This window comes from Pseudomonas massiliensis (assembly GCF_000826105.1).
Lineage (GTDB): Bacteria > Pseudomonadota > Gammaproteobacteria > Pseudomonadales > Pseudomonadaceae > Aquipseudomonas > Aquipseudomonas massiliensis.
The window spans coordinates 81,655-99,593 of record NZ_CCYK01000004.1 but is presented as its reverse complement, the minus strand read 5'-3'; the positions used below and the strand labels follow the sequence as shown (position 1 = coordinate 99,593).

18 protein-coding genes are annotated in these 17,939 nt (G+C 61.8%); 4 read left to right on the top strand and 14 right to left on the bottom strand.

The genetic code is table 11. The annotated features are described in order from the left end of the window. Nucleotides 1-43: 43 nt before the first annotated feature. Nucleotides 44-2,323, bottom strand: a complete 2,280-nt coding sequence (gene ptsP / locus BN1188_RS01880; protein WP_040259510.1) for a phosphoenolpyruvate--protein phosphotransferase — start codon at nt 2,321-2,323, stop codon at nt 44-46. Between the two features lie 22 nt (nt 2,324-2,345). After that, entirely contained in the window at nt 2,346-2,825 is a 480-nt protein-coding gene (locus BN1188_RS01875; protein ID WP_040259509.1) for an RNA pyrophosphohydrolase, read from the bottom strand. A 139-nt stretch (nt 2,826-2,964) separates the two neighbouring features. Here BN1188_RS01875 and BN1188_RS01870 point away from each other — a divergent pair, with 139 nt between their 5' ends. Then, nucleotides 2,965-3,621 carry a histidinol-phosphatase gene (locus BN1188_RS01870; protein ID WP_040259508.1) on the top strand — a complete coding sequence of 219 codons (657 nt, stop codon included), beginning with the start codon at nt 2,965-2,967 and terminating at the stop codon, nt 3,619-3,621. Between the two features lie 81 nt (nt 3,622-3,702). Here the strand turns inward: BN1188_RS01870 and ilvA are convergent, their stop codons facing one another. After that, on the bottom strand, nt 3,703-5,217 hold the full coding sequence (ilvA, locus tag BN1188_RS01865; protein WP_040259507.1) for a threonine ammonia-lyase, biosynthetic: 1,515 nt from the start codon (nt 5,215-5,217) through the stop codon (nt 3,703-3,705). 146 nt (nt 5,218-5,363) lie between these two features. Here ilvA and rpiA point away from each other — a divergent pair, with 146 nt between their 5' ends. Then, on the top strand, nt 5,364-6,035 hold the full coding sequence (gene rpiA, locus BN1188_RS01860) for a ribose-5-phosphate isomerase RpiA (protein WP_040259505.1): 672 nt from the start codon (nt 5,364-5,366) through the stop codon (nt 6,033-6,035). Nucleotides 6,036-6,038: 3 nt separating this feature from the next. Here rpiA and BN1188_RS21845 read toward each other — a convergent pair whose 3' ends face one another. The 3 genes from BN1188_RS21845 to BN1188_RS01845 all read right to left on the bottom strand — a co-directional run bounded on the left by BN1188_RS21845 (nt 6,039) and on the right by BN1188_RS01845 (nt 8,046). Then, nucleotides 6,039-6,218, bottom strand: a complete 180-nt coding sequence (locus BN1188_RS21845; RefSeq protein ID WP_040259504.1) for an SdiA-regulated domain-containing protein — start codon at nt 6,216-6,218, stop codon at nt 6,039-6,041. Between the two features lie 151 nt (nt 6,219-6,369). Beyond that, nucleotides 6,370-7,296, bottom strand: a complete 927-nt coding sequence (locus BN1188_RS01850; RefSeq protein ID WP_040259503.1) for an SdiA-regulated domain-containing protein — start codon at nt 7,294-7,296, stop codon at nt 6,370-6,372. A gap of 84 nt (nt 7,297-7,380) precedes the next feature. After that, complete coding sequence (locus BN1188_RS01845; RefSeq protein ID WP_040259501.1) at nt 7,381-8,046, bottom strand: fumarylacetoacetate hydrolase family protein; 666 nt, start codon at nt 8,044-8,046, stop codon at nt 7,381-7,383. Between the two features lie 210 nt (nt 8,047-8,256). On the opposite strand from BN1188_RS01845, the gene serA reads away from it, so the two are divergent. After that, on the top strand, nt 8,257-9,486 hold the full coding sequence (serA, locus tag BN1188_RS01840; RefSeq protein WP_040259500.1) for a phosphoglycerate dehydrogenase: 1,230 nt from the start codon (nt 8,257-8,259) through the stop codon (nt 9,484-9,486). A 40-nt stretch (nt 9,487-9,526) separates the two neighbouring features. Here serA and BN1188_RS01835 read toward each other — a convergent pair whose 3' ends face one another. Both BN1188_RS01835 and BN1188_RS01830 read right to left on the bottom strand, forming a co-directional pair. After that, nucleotides 9,527-10,018: a 2-thiouracil desulfurase family protein gene (locus BN1188_RS01835; protein WP_040259499.1), complete on the bottom strand. Its 492-nt coding sequence runs from the start codon at nt 10,016-10,018 to the stop codon at nt 9,527-9,529. Beyond that, nucleotides 10,015-10,638, bottom strand: coding sequence for a 2OG-Fe(II) oxygenase (locus BN1188_RS01830; RefSeq protein WP_040259498.1), 624 nt, complete (start codon nt 10,636-10,638; stop codon nt 10,015-10,017). Before BN1188_RS01830 ends, BN1188_RS01835 begins: the two co-directional genes overlap by 4 nt. A 132-nt stretch (nt 10,639-10,770) precedes the next feature. Between BN1188_RS01830 and BN1188_RS01825 the strand changes: the two genes are divergently transcribed. Further along, the gene (locus BN1188_RS01825) at nt 10,771-11,505 is read left to right on the top strand and encodes a DUF2059 domain-containing protein (RefSeq protein WP_040259496.1); all 735 of its coding nucleotides are present in this window, start codon (nt 10,771-10,773) and stop codon (nt 11,503-11,505) included. A gap of 34 nt (nt 11,506-11,539) precedes the next feature. Here BN1188_RS01825 and BN1188_RS01820 read toward each other — a convergent pair whose 3' ends face one another. The 6 genes from BN1188_RS01820 to BN1188_RS01795 all read right to left on the bottom strand — a co-directional run bounded on the left by BN1188_RS01820 (nt 11,540) and on the right by BN1188_RS01795 (nt 17,892). Further along, complete coding sequence (locus BN1188_RS01820; RefSeq protein WP_040259495.1) at nt 11,540-12,478, bottom strand: phospholipase BipL; 939 nt, start codon at nt 12,476-12,478, stop codon at nt 11,540-11,542. Between the two features lie 57 nt (nt 12,479-12,535). Further along, the gene (locus tag BN1188_RS01815; RefSeq protein WP_040259493.1) at nt 12,536-13,432 is read right to left on the bottom strand and encodes an ABC transporter permease subunit; all 897 of its coding nucleotides are present in this window, start codon (nt 13,430-13,432) and stop codon (nt 12,536-12,538) included. Continuing rightward, a complete protein-coding gene (locus tag BN1188_RS01810; RefSeq protein ID WP_187375306.1) occupies nt 13,429-14,310 on the bottom strand; it encodes an ABC transporter permease subunit in 882 nt (293 codons plus the stop codon). Before BN1188_RS01810 ends, BN1188_RS01815 begins: the two co-directional genes overlap by 4 nt. 32 nt (nt 14,311-14,342) lie before the next feature. Beyond that, nucleotides 14,343-15,485, bottom strand: a complete 1,143-nt coding sequence (gene potA, locus BN1188_RS01805; RefSeq protein ID WP_040259490.1) for a polyamine ABC transporter ATP-binding protein — start codon at nt 15,483-15,485, stop codon at nt 14,343-14,345. 51 nt (nt 15,486-15,536) lie between these two features. Beyond that, the gene (locus BN1188_RS01800; RefSeq protein WP_088776178.1) at nt 15,537-16,601 is read right to left on the bottom strand and encodes a polyamine ABC transporter substrate-binding protein; all 1,065 of its coding nucleotides are present in this window, start codon (nt 16,599-16,601) and stop codon (nt 15,537-15,539) included. Nucleotides 16,602-16,794: 193 nt separating this feature from the next. After that, nucleotides 16,795-17,892, bottom strand: a complete 1,098-nt coding sequence (locus BN1188_RS01795) for a polyamine ABC transporter substrate-binding protein (protein WP_040259488.1) — start codon at nt 17,890-17,892, stop codon at nt 16,795-16,797. Nucleotides 17,893-17,939 lie beyond the last annotated feature (47 nt).

Here is a 17,939-nt window from a genome sequence, read left to right as displayed (position 1 = left end):
ACCTGTCGACGCGAGCACCGTTCGGGTATCTCGCATCCCGCAATCAGAGGCTCTTGGGCGCGGCCGGGTTGATCATACGCGCAAGCCCCTGGTTCTTGAGGGCCAACTGCAGGGAGCTGTGGATAAGTTGCGGGTTGTCCATCTTCATCAGCTGGGCCAGCAATTCACGGGATTTTTCGTGGCTCACCTGGCGCAACATCCATTTCACCTTGGGGAGGTTGGTGGCGTTCATGGACAAGCTGTCGAAGCCCATTGCCATGAGCAGCACCGCGGCGGCGGGGTCGCCTGCCATTTCGCCACAGATGCTCACCGGCTTGCCTTCGGCATGGGCCTCGGTGACCACGTGCTGCAAGGCCTGCAACACGGCAGGGTGAAGATAGTCGTACAGGTCGGCTACCCGCGGATTGTTGCGGTCCACGGCCAACAGGTACTGGGTGAGGTCGTTGGAGCCGACCGAGAGGAAATCCACCTGACGAGCCAGCTCGCGGGTCTGGTAGACCGCCGCGGGAATCTCCACCATCACGCCAATCGGCGGCATCGGCACATCAGTGCCTTCATCGCGTACCTCCCCCCAGGCCCGGTGCAGCAGGTGCAAGGCTTCTTCCAGCTCATGGATGCCGGAGATCATCGGCAGCAGGATACGCAGGTTGTTCAGGCCCTCGCTGGCCTTGAGCATGGCCCTGGCCTGCACCAGGAAGATTTCCGGATGGTCGAGGGTGACACGAATACCGCGCCAGCCGAGGAAGGGGTTCTCTTCCTTGATGGGGAAGTATGACAACGACTTGTCGCCGCCGATGTCCAGGCTACGCATGGTGACCGGCAAGGGGTGGAAGGCGGCCAGTTGTTCCCGGTAGATCGCCAGCTGCTCCTTCTCGGAAGGGAAGCGCTGGTTGATCATGAAGGGGACTTCGGTACGGTACAGCCCTACCCCTTCAGCGCCGCGCTGCTGGGCCCGGGCCACATCGGCGAGCAGGCCGGTATTGACCCACAAAGGCATGCGATGGCCGTCGAGGGTGACGCACGGCAGCTCGCGCAGGGCGTCCAGGCCCTTGGTCAGTTGCCGCTCTTCCTCGACAACCGCCGCGTATTGCTTGCTGAGAATCTCGCTGGGGTTGGTGAAGACTTCGCCGTGATAACCATCGACGATCATCTGGATGCCGTCGACCTTCGAATAAGGCAGGTCCACCAGGCCCATGACCGTCGGGATACCCATGGCCCGAGCGAGGATGGCCACGTGGGAGTTGCCCGACCCCATTACCGATACCAGCCCTACCAGCTTGCCTTCGGGCACCTCCCCCAGCATGGCCGGGGACAACTCCTCGCTGACTAGGATGGTGTTGTCCGGATACACCAATGACTGCTGCCGCGCCTGTTGCAGGTAGGCCAGCAGTCGCCGGCCAAGGTCCTTTACATCCGAGGCACGCTCGCGCAGGTAGGCGTCGTCCATCAGCTCGAAACGGTTGACATGCTCGGTGACCACCTGGCGCAAGGCGCCCTGGGCCCATTGGCCGGTCTTGATGACGTTACGCACCTCGCTACCGAGCGACGCGTCGTCCAACATCATCAGGTAAACATCGAACAGCGCGCGTTCTTCGGGACGCAATTGCGTCGCCAGTTTCGCCGAGAGCGTCCGCATGTCATTGCGAACACCTTCCAACGCGGCCTCGAACAGCTGCAGCTCGGCATCGATGTCGGTCACGGTGCGATCCGGCACCACATCCAGGTCCGCCGGTGGAAGCATCACCAGGGCGGTACCCACGGCGGCGCCTGGAGAACCAGGCACCCCTACGAAGCGGGCTTCCTGGGTGCCCTTGCCCTGTCTACCAAGACCACGGATGGAACCGGTGGCTTCAGCATGGGCAATGACCCCTGCCAATTGCGCGCTCATGGTGACCAGGAAGGCTTCTTCGCCTTCGTCGAACTGACGCCGCTCCCGCTGCTGGATCACCAGCACGCCTACGACTCGGCGGTGGTGGATGATGGGCGCGCCCAGGAAGGAGGCGTAACGCTCTTCGCCGGTTTCAGCGAAATACCGGTAACGAGGGTGGTCCGCGGCGTTTTCCAGGTTCAGCGGTTCTTCCCGGGTGCCTACCAGGCCCACCAGGCCTTCGTTGGGCGCCATGCTCACCCGACCGATGGAGCGCTTGTTCAGCCCCTCGGTAGCCATGAGGACGAAGCGGTTGGTTTCAGGGTCCAGCAGGTACACCGAACAGACCTGGCTGCTCATGGCCTCCTGGACGCGGATGACGATGATCCCCAACGCCGTCTTGAGATCCTTGGCGGAGTTGACTTCCTGGACGATCTTGCGCAGCGTATTGAGCATGGCTCGGGGTCGGACTCCGTCGTCAGTCGCGCGATAACAGGCGTGGCGCCAATTCTTTCAAGGCCCGGCGGTACACCTCGCGCTTGAAAGTGACGACTTGCCCTAGCGGATACCAATAGCTGACCCAACGCCAGCCGTCGAATTCCGGTTTGCCGGTCAGGTCCATGCGAACCCGCTGCTCGCTGGATACCAGACGCAGCAGGAACCACTTCTGTTTCTGGCCGATGCACAGTGGCTGACTATGGGTTCTTACCAGCCGCTGAGGAAGACGGTAGCGCAACCAGCCTCGGGTGCAGGCCAGGATTTCCACATCCTGCCGCTCGAGCCCAACTTCTTCGTTGAGCTCACGGTACAGGGCCTGTTCAGGGGTTTCTTCAGGGTTGATCCCCCCTTGGGGGAATTGCCAGGCGTCCTGATTGATCCGACGCGCCCATAGCACCTGGCCAGCATCATTGGTAAGAATGATGCCGACATTGGGGCGGAATCCATCAGGATCGATCACGGTGGCAACCTCGCAAACGCATGTTCAGGCATTGTTCCACAAAGCCCGGCAGAGCAGCAACGAGGCTGCGAGCCTTATGTGCAGCCTGACTAAAAGGCCGTATTCTGTGGGCCATTTCACTGGCAATGCGAGCCCATCCATGCGTCTGGCCCTCTTCGACCTCGACAACACGCTGCTTGGCGGCGACAGCGACCATGCCTGGGGTGATTACCTGTGCGCCAAGGGCATCCTGGACCCGGTCACCTACAAGGCACGCAACGATGCCTTCTACCAGGATTACCTTGCCGGCAGGCTGGACCTTCAGGCCTACCTGAACTTCAGCCTGGAGATCCTTGCCAGTACCGAGCCTGCCCAGCTCAAGGAGTGGCATGCCGCTTTCATGCGCGACTGCATCGAGCCCATCATCCTGCCGAAAGCCTTGGCCCTGTTGGAACAGCATCGCAACGCAGGCGACAAGCTGGTCATCATTACCGCGACCAATCGTTTCGTCACCGGCCCCATCGCGCAGCGGCTGGGGGTAGAGACACTATTGGCAACCGAATGCGAAATGGACGGTGATCGCTATACGGGCCGTAGTACGGACGTGCCGTGCTTCCGCGATGGAAAGGTCACTCGACTGGAGCGCTGGCTGAGCGAAACCGGTTCGAGCCTGGAAGGGAGCTATTTCTATAGCGACTCGATGAACGATCTGCCATTGCTCGAGCGCGTGGCACACCCGGTAGCCGTGGACCCGGACCCGGTCCTGCATGGCGAAGCCATGCGCCGGGGCTGGAAGGTAATCTCGCTACGCGATTGATTCCGCTGACCGTCGGAAATCGCGTAGCTGGCGAAGGGCTGCAGGGCCCAGCTCGGCAGCTTCGCTGCGTCCCACAGCGGTTCAGCCGAGGAAGAGTTGGTAGGCCGGGTTATCGGTTTCGTCCCAATAGGGGTAGCCGATCTCTTCCAGCGCAGCGTACACCTGGGACCGCTCGCTTTGCGCGACTTGCAGGCCGGCCACCACCCGTCCATCGGCGGCGCCGTGGTTGCGGTAGTGAAACATGGAGATGTTCCAGCGCCCGCCCAGCTTGTTCAGGAAGTTGAACAGCGCGCCCGGGCGCTCGGGGAACTCGAAGCGCAGCACCATTTCGTTGCTCACTTTATCGGCGTGCCCGCCGACCATGTGTCTGATATGCAACTTGGCCAGTTCGTTGTCGGTCAGGTCCTGCACCGGGAAGCCCTGGGCGATAAGGCTGGCGATCAGGGCCGCGCGCGGGTCGTTTTCCGGGTGGGTTTGCACACCTACGAAGATATGCGCCTCATCGCCGCTGTGATAGCGATAGTTGAACTCGGTGATCTGCCGCTTGCCCACTGCCTCGCAGAACGCCTTGAAGCTGCCCGGGCGCTCAGGAATGGTCACGGCGATCACCGCTTCACGCCCTTCGCCCAACTCCGCGCGCTCAGCCACATGGCGCAGGCGATCGAAATTGACGTTCGCCCCTGACTCGATGGCGATGAGGGTCTGCCCGTTGGCACCGGTGGATTCCACGTACTTCTTGATGCCCGCGACTCCGAGCGCGCCGGCCGGCTCGGTGATGGAACGGGTATCGTCATAGATGTCCTTGATGGCCGCGCAGATTTCATCGCTGCTGACCGTGATCACATCGTCCACGTAGCGGCGGCAGATTTCAAAGGTATGCTGGCCAATCTGCGCCACCGCCACGCCGTCCGCGAACAGCCCCACCTGAGGCAGCACTACCCGCTCACCGGCCGCCAACGCGGCCTGCAGACAGTTGGAATCGTCGGGTTCCACGCCGATGATGCGTACATCCGGGTGCAAGTATTTGACATAGGCCGCGATGCCGGAGATGAGCCCGCCGCCGCCCACCGGAACGAAAATGGCATCCAGCGGCCCGCGATGCTGTCGCAGGATTTCCATGGCTACCGTGCCCTGGCCGGCGATGGTATCCGGGTCGTCATAGGGATGGATGTAGACGTAGCCCTTTTCCTCGACCAGCTTGAGGGACCAGGCGAGGGCCTCCGGGAAGGAGTCTCCATGCAGCACGACCTTGCCGCCCCGTGAGCGTACGCCTTCGACCTTGATCTCGGGGGTGGTCTTGGGCATGACGATGGTCGCTTGCACGCCCATCTCCCTTGCCGCCAGGGCCAGTCCCTGGGCGTGATTGCCCGCCGAGGCGGTGACCACGCCGCGGCTGCGCTCGCTGTCGCTGAGCTGTGACAGCTTGTTGTAGGCGCCGCGTACCTTGAAGGAAAACACCGGCTGCAGGTCTTCACGCTTGAGCAGCACGCGGTTGTGCAGCCGGCGCGACAGCTGTTCGGCTGCCTGCAAGGGCGTTTCGACCGCAACGTCATAGACGCGGGAGGTAAGGATCTTCTTGACGTACTGTTCGAGCATGGGCGCGCGGTCACTGCTGGCGGAACAAGGTCTTGGAGTCTACCCCAGCGTCATCGGCCGACACCATATTGAGGGCAAGGTTTCCCGGCCCTCTATGACTATAATGTTGCCCCTTTTTCGACACCAGCCGCTTGCGGAGCGCCAGCATGAACCAGGATCAACTCAAACAGGCCGTTGCCCAGGCTGCCGTCGACCATATCTTGCCCGGCTTGAATGACAAGAGCATCGTGGGCGTGGGTACCGGGTCCACGGCCAACCTGTTCATCGATGCCCTCGCCCGCCACAAGGGGGCTTTCGATGGCGCGGTCGCCAGCTCGGAAGCGACCGCGGCACGCCTCAAGGGCCATGGCATTCCTGTATACGACCTCAATACCGTGGGCGAGCTCGAGTTCTATGTAGACGGCACCGATGAAAGCGACGAACGCCTGCATCTGATCAAGGGCGGCGGTGCCGCGCTGACGCGAGAGAAGATAGTCGCGGCCGTGGCCCGCCAGTTCATCTGCATCGCCGATGCCAGCAAGCTGGTACCGGTGCTGGGTCAGTTCCCGTTGCCGGTGGAGGTTATCCCCATGGCCCGCAGCCAGGTCGCACGCGAACTGGTCAAGCTCGGCGGAGACCCGGTCTACCGCGACGGCGTTGTGACCGACAACGGCAATATCATCTTGGATGTGCATAACATGCACATCACTGACCCGGTGGCTTTGGAAAACGCTATCAACCAGATCGTCGGGGTAGTGACCAATGGGTTGTTCGCGGCGCGGCCCGCTGACTTGCTGCTGCTGGGCACCGCCGAAGGCGTCAAGCGCTACGTCCGCTAGGGTTCAGAGCGTCGGCCGGGGGTCGAACCGGTAGAACAGGTTCGGCTCGCTGACCAGGTACAGGCGGCCCGCCTTGTCCATGGCGATGCCTTCAGCCTGGAGCACCTTGGACGCGTCGATTTCGCTGGTGGTAGCGTCCATTACCACCTGTACCAGCCGCTGTCGCCGCTCGTCGCTGATCACATAGGTGTCGGGCGCTACATACTCGACCGTTCAGGATCTTCAAAGCGTTTGAGCAGAATGCGCCGCAGCACCTGGCCTTCGAGTGAAAGCTCCAACTCAGGCGTTTTATTGATCAGTTCGCTGAAACAGGGCTTAAGACTGCCGCCAGGTTTCATTTTTTCTCGAAGGCATAGAAGAGGTTGGGTTCGCTCACTATATAGAGCGTGCCCTGGTCATCCATGGCCACCCCTTCTGCCCGTGGCACCGTATGGGCCAGGCCGTTGAAATGGCCGAGCAGGGTCATGAAGCTCACGGGCTGGCCGTTTTCGTCGGCTTCGATGAGCAGATGCGAGTCGGCGGAAAGCAACAGAAGATGGCCGGTGCGTGGATCGAATGTCATGGCCGAGAGGTTGCGCATATCCAGCGCATCACTGGCTACCGGCGTCTTTTGCGGGCCAAAGCCGCTGCCGTTGTCCTTGAGGCTCAACAGCAAGGAGGGGCGTTCCTGGCCCACCAGCAACCGCTGGTGACGAGCATCCCAGGCTACACCTTCATAGCCCTTGTTCCCGTCCGGGCTGGCGCCAAGGTCGATTGAAGGAAAGTCGGCGAAATTCAATGCCGTGGTATCAGCGTTCACCGTTACCACCGTGAGGGTATGCTGACGCTCGTCCGTGATCGCCAGACGGCCATCGGCCAGGCGACTTATACCTTCAGGGTTGCTCCAGCCCACCAGGGGAATGCGACGTAGCACATCGCCTTGCAGGCTGAGCTGAACGAGCAGCGGCTCCTTGCCCATGACCGAATAAAGGGTGCGGGTCAGCGGATCGTAGGTCAGGTCCGAAACCTCCGCGTTTTCCAGGCCCGGCAGCGGCCGGGCGTCGATGGTCACTTGGTAATCGGGCAGCCACACCGCCTTGGCCTGGGCCGCTGGCGAAGTCATGGCCTCCCTGAACCAGAGCAACGCGCGGTCATCCCAATGCAGCAGAGCGGCAACCAAGTAAGCGACGAACAGGATCGCGGCTCCGGCGCTGTACAGCCGCCTGCGGCCCGAGGCTCTACCTGAGGCCGATATGGAGGGTAAAGCGGCTGTGTCGGACATCGAGTCACCTGCGGCTGGCAAGAGGTGCCGCCATTATCTGCATGCGGTGTGAAAAAACCGCGAAGGTCGGGACTGCCGACACTCTCAAAGCACCCGGGTTTCTACCTGGATGGCCCCTGGAAGCGCCAGTATCAGCTCATCGCCCGGCTCGAGCGCTCCGACGCCGGCCGGCGTGCCGGTCATGATGACGTCCCCGGCCAGCAGCGAGAAGTGCCCGGCCATGTACTGGATGGTCTTGACGATCGGGTTGAGCATCTTGGCGCTGGTGTCGTCCTGGCGCACCTGGCCGTTGAGTGTCAGGCGCAGGGGAATCGCTGCCAGGTCTTCGAAAGTGGACGCGGCAACGAAGGGGGTAAGCACGCAGGCACCGTCGAATGACTTGGCCAACTCCCAGGGCAGGCCCTTTTCCTTGAGCCTGGCCTGCACATCCCGCAGGGTGAGGTCCAGCGCCGGGGCGAAACCGGAAATGGCATCGAGCACTTCCTCTTCGCTCGGCTGGGTGGACAGCGCCTTGCCCAGCAGCACCGCGATTTCCGTTTCGTAATGAACCGAGCCGCGCCCGCTGGGGATCTTGAAGCCGCCCGCGGCTGGCACCACGCAGCTGCCCGGCTTGATGAACAGCAAGGGCTCGGTAGGCACCGGGTTGTTCAGCTCGTGGGCGTGCTCGGCGTAGTTGCGGCCAATGCAGACTACCTTCCCCAAGGGGAAATGGATGTGGGTACCGTCGGCATACTGGTGCTGATAGCTCATCGTCGACTCCTGGAGGGCAGAACCTGCAAGCGAACCCGCGAACCACTCATGGGGCGCCTGAGCCATATTCACGTCTCAGGGCGGGCGCCAGGGAAGGCGGACATGCTAGCATACGCCCCCGCCCTGGCGCTGCCAGACGCGGCGCCCAGCGCGAGCGCAGCGGGTTTTTCCCCTTTCCTGCCCTTTTTTCCGGAACCCAGGTTTAAGCAGATGAGCAAGACTTCTCTCGACAAGAGCAAGATCAAGTTCCTTCTTCTCGAAGGCGTACACCAGACTGCCGTGGACACGCTCAAGGCGGCCGGTTACACCAACATCGAGTACCACTCCAGTTCCCTGCCGGAAGCAGAGCTGAAGGAAAAGATCGCGGAAGCTCATTTTCTCGGCATTCGCTCGCGGACTCATCTGACGGAAGAACTGTTCGACAGCGCCAAGAAGCTCGTGGCGGTAGGCTGCTTCTGCATTGGCACGAACCAGGTGGACCTCAATGCCGCCCGTGAGCGCGGTATCGCTGTCTTCAACGCTCCCTATTCCAATACCCGTTCGGTGGCCGAACTGGTACTGGCCGAAGCCATCCTGCTGTTGCGCGGGATTCCCGAGAAGAACGCTTCCTGCCATCGTGGCGGCTGGATCAAGAGCGCGGCGAACTCCTTCGAGATCCGTGGCAAGAAGCTGGGCATCGTCGGCTATGGTTCCATCGGTACCCAATTGTCGGTGCTTGCCGAAAGCCTGGGCATGCAGGTGTTCTTCTATGATCCCCTGACCAAGCTGCCCCTGGGCAACGCTACCCAGGTACCGACCCTCAAGGAGTTGCTGGGCCTGGCGGACATCGTTTCGCTGCACGTACCCGAGCTGCCCTCGACCAAGTGGATGATCGGCGAGGAAGAAATTCGCGCCATGAAAAAGGGCGGGATCCTGATCAATGCGGCACGTGGCACCGTGGTGCGCCTGGAAGCCCTGGCCGACGCCATCAAGGACAAGCACCTGATCGGCGCCGCCATCGATGTGTTCCCGGTGGAACCGCGCAGCAACGACGATATATTCGAGAGCCCCCTGCGTGGCCTGGACAATGTCATCCTTACCCCGCACATCGGCGGCTCGACCGCTGAAGCACAGGCCAACATCGGGCTGGAAGTGGCGGAAAAGCTGGTCAAGTACAGCGACAACGGCACCTCGGTTTCCTCGGTCAACTTCCCGGAGGTGGCCCTGCCGGCTCACCCGGGCAAGCACCGTTTGCTGCACATCCATGAAAACATTCCTGGCGTGCTGAGCGAGATCAACAAGGTGTTCGCCGAGAACGGCATCAACATTTCCGGCCAGTTCCTGCAAACCAACGAAAAGGTCGGCTATGTGGTGATCGACGTGGATGCCGAGTACTCCGACCTGGCCCAGGCCAAGCTGCAGCAGATCAAGGGCACCATCCGCTGCCGCGTGCTGTTCTGATGATCGCGGCCACTTCTCCGAGGGGAAGTGGCCGCAGCCTTCAAGGTTCCAGGCGCTCCAACAACGCCTCTACCTGCTCCAACTGCCCTTCGTTGAATACCTTCACCCCTGCCTGCGCCAGCAAGGCCGCGGTCACGCCTTCCCCTGTCACTCGCCGTCCGCTGAAGCTGCCGTCGTAGGTCTGCTCGTTGCCGCATGACGGGCTGTTGGCCTTGAGGACGGCCACGCGGATGTCATGGGCACGAACCAGCGCCAGCGCAGCCTCGGCCCCTGCAAGAAACGATGCGGTCACGTCCTCGCCCGTGCTGGCGATGATGCGCGCCTGGCCGGCAAGCACCGCGCGGCCTTGGCCGCCGTCGATTTCCGCGGGAGGTCGCGGTGTTGGCAAGCCGCCGGCGACTTCCGGGCACAGTGGCACGACGCGCCCTTCGGCCTGCCAGGCCATCAGCAGTGCCCAGTACCCGCTGGCCTGTCCGTCATAACGCACGGGTTCGCCTAGCAGACAACGGCTGACCAGCACCTTGGCTGTCATAAGGGCGAGGCGCCCCGGCGTCGGAACCAGCCGGTCAAGGACAAGCGCTCTCGACGCGCAGGAAGTACTTCGTGGGGTATCTGGTCGGAAAGAAAAACCACCAGGGCACCGCCCGTGGGAACCACCTCATGCTGGCGTTCATGGGGAAGATAGAGCCGCAGTTGACCGCCATCTTCCGCAGACCACGCCTGGTTCAGGTAAAGCACCGTGGAAACGCTGCGGCGGTCGTCATCGTTGAAGCGATCCAGGTGGCGCTTGTAGCAAGCGCCGGGCGGGTAACAGGCGTAATGGCTCTCAAAGTCCTCCAGGCCCAGGTACAGCGCCTGGTTCAGGCTTCGCCGCAAGCTGTCCATGATGCCCAGGTAGCGGTCGGTGGGCTCGCTCTGGCCTGGCTCCAGCCACTGGATGGCATCGCCACGTATACCTTCGCGCACCTGGGCGTTGGCGCCTCGGCCCGTGGCCGCCGGGGTCAACGCGCCCGCCAGGGCACGCGCCTGGCATTCCTGGGCCAACGCCTGGGTCAGGGTGTCGGGCAGGAAGATGGTTTGCTGGGACCAGCCATGGTCGGCCAGGTCCGAAGCGATGCGCAGGAATAGCGGATGGTCGAGTGAAATAGTCATGTGCTCATGGTAGCGGCCAGTGCCGCGGCTTCACAACGTTGCCAAAGGCGCTTTCATCGCTCGCCGCCTCGCCTCTCTCGACAAACGCGGCCGCCCACACAGACAATAGCGCCCTGCCGACAGGAGTCCTCCATGCGTCGTTTTATTTCCGTTGTGTTGCTGCTCTGCGCCTTCCCGGCCTGGGCGGACATGCACGACGAACTCTACAAGGCAGCGGGCTGGCCGGAGCAGCGGGGACACTTCACCGAAGCCTTGCGGGCCGCGCAACAGCGCTACCAGAACAGCTTGCCCCCGGCGGTGTTCCAAGCGCTGGTGAACAATAGCAACCAGCGCTTCGCCCCCCAGGCCATGGATCAGCGGGCCGAAGCCAGCCTGCGCCAGGCGCTGGCACGACCGCAGCCGGCCCTGGCCTTCTTCCAGTCGCCCCTGGGGCGCAAGATCGTCGCCGCCGAACTGCTGGCTACCCGCGCCGACCAGCTGGCCCGCAATGCCCAAGGGTTGCCCAAGATGCAGGCCAGCGATACCCGGCAGCTGCTTATCGGCCACCTGGCCCGCGCCCTGCCTGCTCGCGAAGCCGGTGCTGAAGTGAGCCTGGCCATTGCAGGCGTAGCGGCCGACAGCCTGAGCTCGATGATTCCCGGCCTGCTCGGAGGCGGTTCTCCGCAAGGCCTGCTGGAAGGCCAACGTGAACGTCTCGAGCAGCAGATAGGCGCGGACCTGGATAACACCCTCCTCTACGTCTATCGCGAACTGAGCGATCCCGAGCTGGAAGAATTCGTAGCCTTCGCCGAATCGGCGGACGGCCAGGCCTACTACCAGGCAGCCTTGGCAGCGGTGCGCGCGGGGCTGGCGGTAGGTACGCGCTGAGGGCGCCTGGACTTGGCACCGGCCCGCGCCTGCACTACAGGCGCTCGCGCAGATGCGAAAGGTAATGTTCGCGAATCCGCGTCGTCTCGTTGGCCAGATGATGCCGGCCCTGAGGCAGGCGCAGGATTTCGGGCTGCCTGAATTTGCGCTCTAGGACCTTGAGGTTATAGCGCCAGTCCACGGTCATGTCCTGCTCCCCCTGAACGATCAAGGGGCTGCGCTCACAGCCGGGAGCGGCCTCGATGCGCTTGACCCACTGCACCAGCGCGCCTACCCAGGCCGTGGGCAGGCGCAGCGGCTGTAGCGGATCGGCCTGGAGAAACGCCAGGAAAGCCGGATCGTTACTGTTCTCGCTGAAGCGCCGGGCGATCCCGTCCACGAACGGGCGCAGCGCATGGTAACTGAGCCTGGACCACCCCCATGCCCGGGGCCGTACCAAAGGCGCCAACAACATCAGCTGCCCGTCGATGGGGCTGCGCTGAGCCTGGTGCAATGCATGGTCGATGAGTATCGCACCGCCTGTACTCTGCCCCAGCGCGTGCCAGGGCCGAGGAAGCGTCAGGCTACCGGCCTGGATCAGCAGGCTGTCCAGTACTGACTGGTAGTGGGCGAAATCCTGGATGCTTGCCCGCGTGCCGCTGGACAACCCATGGCCCGGCAGGTCGCATGACAACACCGCCAGGCCGCAGTCCAGCGCCCAGTCTATCAGGTGCCGGAACAGCCCCATGTGGTCATAGAAACCATGCAATAGCAGCAAGGTGCCGCGAGGTTGCGGCGGGAGCCAGGCCTGGGCTACCACATCGAAGCCTTCAACCTCGAAACGCCCCAGCAGGCTGGTGAAACGGACTCCGCAGCCCGGCAGGTCGAGCCCGTAGAAACGCTGGTAGGCTGCCCCGTGCTCGCAAGGCGGCCGGGCATCGGCGAGAAGGGCGAGGCTGGCGCGCAGCTGGTCTGGATGGAAGGTAGCGGACATAAGGGTTACCCGGTTATGCGGGTAACCCTACCGCCACGTTTCCCTGGACACAAGGGCTCAGGCGGAGACAGCTTCGACCTTGGCCCGACGGGGGTCCGGCTGTGCCGAGTTGGCTTGAGCGGCTTCTTCGATCGCTTGCTGGATGGCCCGACGGCGACGCTCTTCGGCTCGGCGGCTGAAGAACCAGACGAAGAAGGTGAAGATCGACACCACCAACAGGATGAGGCTGGCGATGGCGTTGATCTCCGGCTTGACCCCCAGGCGCACCTGGGAGAAGACCTCCATCGGCAAGGTGGTGGAGCCGGGCCCGGCCACGAAGCTGGCCAATACCAGGTCATCCAGGGACAAGGCGAACGACATCATGCCGCCGGCTGCCAGGGAAGGCGCGATCATGGGGATGGTGATCAGCATGAAGACCTTCCAGGGCCTCGCGCCCAGGTCCATGGCTGCCTCTTCGATGGACAGGTCCAGCTCACGCAGCCGCGCCGACACCACCACCGCCACATAGGCCGCGCAGAAGGTAGTATGGGCAATCCAGATGGTCGGCACGCCGCGTTCCTGCGGCCAGCCCACCACCTGCGCCATGGCGACGAACAGCAACAGCAGCGAGAGACCGGTGATCACTTCCGGCATCACCAGGGGTGCCGTGACCAAGCCACCGAACAGGGTACGCCCTTTGAAGCGAGGCACGCGGGTCAGCACGAAGGCCGCCAGCGTGCCGAGGAACACCGATGAAAGGGCGGTGTAGGTGGCGATCTCCAGCGAGCGGAACACGGCGCTCATCAGCTGATCGTTGTGCATCAGCCCCACGTACCACTTCACCGACCAGCCTCCCCAGACCGTCACCAGCCGGGAAGCGTTGAAGGAGAAGATCACCAGGATGACCATGGGCGCGTAGATGAACAGCAAGCCCGCCCACAGCATGAAGGTGGAAAAACGCCAGCGCGAAGTCATACCTTGCCCTCCATCTCTTTGGCCTGGCTACGGTTGAAGAGCAGAATGGGGACGATCAACAGGGCCAGCATCACTACTGCCAGGGCCGATGCCACCGGCCAGTCACGGTTGTTGAAGAACTCCTGCCACAATACCTTGCCGATCATCAGGGTTTCCGGCCCGCCCAGCAGTTCCGGAATCACGAACTCACCCACCACCGGGATGAACACCAGCATGCAGCCGGCCACGATGCCGTTCTTCGACAGCGGCACGGTGATCTTCCAGAAGTTGTTGAAGCGGCTCGAGCCCAGGTCTGACGCGGCTTCGAGGAGGCTGTGATCGTGCTTGACCAGGTTGGCGAACAGCGGCAGGATCATGAACGGCAGATAGGAATAGACCACGCCGATATACACCGCCAGGTTGGTGTTGAGGATCTGCAGTGGCTGATCGATCAGGCCCAGGTACATCAACAGGCCGTTCAAAAGACCATTGTTGCTCAGCAGGCCCATCCAGGCGTACACCCGGATCAGAATCGCCGTCCAGGTCGGCATCATGATCAGCAGCAAGAGCACTGTCTGGGTTTCTTTCTTGGCCACGGACATGGCGTATGCCATGGGGTAGCCGATCAGCAGGCACAAGAGCGTGCTGAAGAACGCCATCTTCAGCGAACCAAGGTAGGCCGAGAAGTAAAGCTCGTCGTCACCCAGCAGCAGGTAGTTCGCCAGGTTGAGGGCGATGTCGATCTTGCCTTCGGCGTACTGCCAGATTTCCGTATAGGGCGGAATGGCCACATCCGCCTCGGCAAAACTGATCTTCAATACGATGAAGAACGGCAGCATGAAGAACAGGAACAGCCACAGGAACGGGATACCGATCACGACCTGGCGGCCGCCAGGCACCCACCGGTTATAGATACGCTTAAGTTTCTTGTTCATGAGCGAAGCACCACGCCGCTGTCGTCTTCCCACCATACGAACACTTCATCGTCCCAGGTCGGCCGGGCGCCGCGACGCTCGGCGTTAGCCACGAACGACTGTACGATCTTGCCGCTGGGCAACTGTACGTGGAACACCGAATGCCCACCCAGGTAGGCAATGTCATGGACCTTGCCGCGAGACCAGTTGTGCTCGGTCGGCGGCTGTTCGGTGGTGACCAGCAGCTTTTCCGGGCGAATGGCGTAGGTCACGCTCTTGTCTTCGGCCGCGGTACTCACACCGTGGCCCACGTAGATGCTGCGTTCCAGTTCAGGAGAGCTGATCAGGGCATAGCCCTCCATGTCCTCGACCACTTCGCCGTCGAACAGGTTGACGTTACCGATGAACTCGCACACCAGCCGGCTGGTAGGGGTTTCGTACACGTCGATGGGGCTGCCGATCTGGGCGATCCAGCCCAAGTGCATGATGGCGATACGCTGGGCCATGGTCATGGCTTCTTCCTGGTCGTGGGTCACCATCACGCAGGTCACACCCACGCGCTCGATGATTTCCACCAGTTCCAGCTGCATCTCCGAACGCAGTTTCTTGTCCAGCGCCCCCATGGGCTCGTCCAGCAGCAAGAGCTTGGGACGCTTGGCCAGGGAGCGCGCCAGCGCCACCCGCTGGCGCTGGCCGCCAGACAACTGGTGCGGCTTGCGCTTGGCATACTGGGTCATGTGCACCAGCTTGAGCATTTCGGCGACCCGCGCGTCGATTTCCGCGGCGGGCATCTTGTCCTGCTTGAGGCCGAACGCGATGTTCTGGGCCACCGTCATGTGCGGGAACAAGGCGTAGGACTGGAACATCATGTTGATGGGCCGCTTGTAGGGCGGCATATCGGTGATGTCCACTCCGTCGAGGAAGATTCGCCCTTCGGTCGGCCGTTCGAAGCCGGCGAGCATGCGCAACAGCGTGGATTTACCCGAGCCCGATCCCCCCAGCAGGGCGAAGATCTCACCCTTGTGGATCTGCAGGGACACATCGTCCACGGCGATCGTCTCGTCGAACTTCTTGGTGACCCGATCGATCTTGACCAACACCTCTTTAGGGTGTTGCCCGCCTTCGAGGGCTTTCTTATAGGCACTGGAGGCAACGGCCATCAACGAACTCCCAACGTTTCACAGGCCCGCCGCGAGGCGGGTAAAGGTTAATTATTTGCCCGTCTTGATGCGCGTCCAGGAACGGGTCATCAAGCGTTGAATGTTAGGCGGCAGCTCGTGGCTGACGTACGCCTTGTCGAGCACGTCCTGTGGCGGATACACCGCAGGATCCTGGCTCACGGCTTCGTCCATGTCAGACTTGGCCTCCGGATTCGGGTTGGCATAGCCCACATAGTCGCTCACCTGAGCGATCACTTTGGGCTCCAACAGGTAGTTGATGAAGGCATGGGCCTGCTTCGGATCCGGCGCATCGGCGGGAATGGCCAGCATGTCGAACCACAGGTTGCCTCCTTCCTTGGGTACGGCGTAGGCAACGTTCACACCGTTCTTGGCTTCACTGGCGCGGTTGCGCGCCTGGAACACGTCTCCGGAGAACCCGGCGGCCACGCAGATGTTTCCGGAGGAAAGGTCCGTGATGTATTTGGAAGAATGGAAATAGCGCACGTACGGGCGCACCGCGAGCAGCTTGGCTTCAGCCTTCTTGTAGTCGTCCGGGTTGGTGCTGTTGGGGTCCAGCCCCAGGTACTGCAGCACGGCAGGCATCATTTCGTCAGGCGAGTCGAGGAAGGCCACGCCACACTTCTGTAGTTTCTTCATGTTCTCGGGCTCGAAGATCGTTGCCCAAGAGTCGATCTTTTCCACGCCCAAGGCAGCCTTGACCTTGGCCACGTTGTAGCCGATGCCGTTGGTACCCCACAGGTAGGGCACGGCATACTGGTTGCCGGGATCATTGGCTTCCAGGCGTTTCATCAGGGTCGGATCGAGGTTTTTCCAGTTGGGCAATTGGCTGCGGTCCAGCTTCTGGAACACGCCAGCCTTGATCTGCTTGCCCAGGAAATGGTTCGACGGTACCACCACGTCATAGCCGGTATGGCCTGCGAGCAGTTTGCCCTCGAGGGTTTCGTTGGAATCGAAGACGTCATAGGAAGGCGTGACGCCCGTAGCCTTTTCAAATTCCGCCAGGGTCGTTTCACCGATGTAGTCCGACCAGTTGTAGATCTTTACCGTCCCTGCCGCGTGGGCGCCAGCCGTGAAGGCAAGCCCGAGGGTGAGCATTATCGCCTTGCTTGTTAAGGAGTCAGACAAGTGAAATATCCTCTCGAAATATTCTTTCAGACGGCAACCAACCGACCGGAATCTAAAACCGGCGCGCAACTTACCTTCGATACGCCCGCTGGGCAAAATTAATTCGTAAACATTCGCCCCGGCTTGCCAGGCACAGCCGCCTGGCAAGCCCTGGAGCGGGCGCTTATTTGCCCGACTTGATCTTGGTCCAGCTACGGGTCATGTCACGCAGCGTAGGCTGGGGCAGATCGGCGATCGCGTAGAACTTGGCTTTCACCTCGTCGGACGGGTAGATGCTCGGGTCCGACTTGATGGCATCGTCCACGAATTCAGTGGCGGCCTTGTTACCGTTCGGGAACTGAACGGCGTTGGTGATCTGGGCCATGTTCTTGGGCTCAAGGAGGAAATTCATGAAGGCATAGGCAGCCTCCTTGTTTTCCGCATCCTTGGGAATCGCGACCATGTCGTAGAAGGTGCCGGCGCCTTCCTTCGGAATGGCGTAGCTGACCGTCACCTTGCCGCCGGCTTCCTCGGCACGAGACTTGGCCTGCTGCACGTCACCCGAATAGCCGACCGCTACGCAGATATTGCCGGTAGCCAGGTCAGAGATGTACTTGGAAGAGTGGAAATAGGTGATGTTCGGGCGGATGCTCAGGAAGAGGTCTTCGGCTTTCTTCAAGTCTTCCTTCTTGGTGGTATTGGTCGGCAGGCCAAGGTAGTGCAAGGCGACCGGCAGCATCTCGGTAGGCGAATCCAGGAAGCTGACCCCGCAGGATTTCAGCTTGGCAATGTTCTCAGGCTTGAGCAGCACATCCCAGGAATCGATCTTGTCCACCCCCAGCGCGGCCTTGACCTTGGCAGGGTTGTAACCGATGCCGATGGTGCCCCACATATAGGGGAAGGCATGCTTGTTGCCCGGGTCGCTGGCATCGCCCACGGCCTTGAGCAAAGACTCGTCCAGGTTCTTCCAGTTCGGTAGCTTGGCCTTGTCCAGTTCTTCGTAAACGCCGGCCTTGTTTTGCTTGGCAAGGAAGTTGTTGGACGGCACTACGATGTCATACCCGGATTTACCGGCGAGCATCTTGGCTTCCAGGGTTTCGTTGCTGTCGTAGACGTCGTATACCACCTTGATTCCGGACGCCTTCTCGAAGTCGGCGACGGTGTCGGGCGCGATATAGTCGGACCAGTTGTAGACGTGCAGGACCTTGTCATCCGCGTGGGCTGCCCCGGCCGCGGCGGCCACGAGGGACATGGCGAGCAGCGTCTTGCCAAATTTCTTCATGCGTAATGCTCCAAATTTTTTGAGTAACCACCCGCTCACCGCCAGCG

What these genes read in the sequence shown, in the direction of transcription:
- ptsP (WP_040259510.1), bottom strand. Translation starts at nt 2,323, where the DNA reads ATGCTCAATACGCTGCGCAAGATCGTCCAGGAAGTCAACTCCGCCAAG.
- BN1188_RS01870 (WP_040259508.1), top strand. Translation starts at nt 2,965, where the DNA reads ATGCGTCTGGCCCTCTTCGACCTCGACAACACGCTGCTTGGCGGCGAC.
- ilvA (WP_040259507.1), bottom strand. Translation starts at nt 5,217, where the DNA reads ATGCTCGAACAGTACGTCAAGAAGATCCTTACCTCCCGCGTCTATGAC.
- rpiA (WP_040259505.1), top strand. Translation starts at nt 5,364, where the DNA reads ATGAACCAGGATCAACTCAAACAGGCCGTTGCCCAGGCTGCCGTCGAC.
- BN1188_RS01850 (WP_040259503.1), bottom strand. Translation starts at nt 7,296, where the DNA reads ATGTCCGACACAGCCGCTTTACCCTCCATATCGGCCTCAGGTAGAGCC.
- BN1188_RS01845 (WP_040259501.1), bottom strand. Translation starts at nt 8,046, where the DNA reads ATGAGCTATCAGCACCAGTATGCCGACGGTACCCACATCCATTTCCCC.
- serA (WP_040259500.1), top strand. Translation starts at nt 8,257, where the DNA reads ATGAGCAAGACTTCTCTCGACAAGAGCAAGATCAAGTTCCTTCTTCTC.
- BN1188_RS01835 (WP_040259499.1), bottom strand. Translation starts at nt 10,018, where the DNA reads ATGACAGCCAAGGTGCTGGTCAGCCGTTGTCTGCTAGGCGAACCCGTG.
- BN1188_RS01830 (WP_040259498.1), bottom strand. Translation starts at nt 10,638, where the DNA reads ATGACTATTTCACTCGACCATCCGCTATTCCTGCGCATCGCTTCGGAC.
- BN1188_RS01825 (WP_040259496.1), top strand. Translation starts at nt 10,771, where the DNA reads ATGCGTCGTTTTATTTCCGTTGTGTTGCTGCTCTGCGCCTTCCCGGCC.
- BN1188_RS01820 (WP_040259495.1), bottom strand. Translation starts at nt 12,478, where the DNA reads ATGTCCGCTACCTTCCATCCAGACCAGCTGCGCGCCAGCCTCGCCCTT.
- BN1188_RS01815 (WP_040259493.1), bottom strand. Translation starts at nt 13,432, where the DNA reads ATGACTTCGCGCTGGCGTTTTTCCACCTTCATGCTGTGGGCGGGCTTG.
- potA (WP_040259490.1), bottom strand. Translation starts at nt 15,485, where the DNA reads ATGGCCGTTGCCTCCAGTGCCTATAAGAAAGCCCTCGAAGGCGGGCAA.
- BN1188_RS01800 (WP_088776178.1), bottom strand. Translation starts at nt 16,601, where the DNA reads ATGCTCACCCTCGGGCTTGCCTTCACGGCTGGCGCCCACGCGGCAGGG.
- BN1188_RS01795 (WP_040259488.1), bottom strand. Translation starts at nt 17,892, where the DNA reads ATGAAGAAATTTGGCAAGACGCTGCTCGCCATGTCCCTCGTGGCCGCC.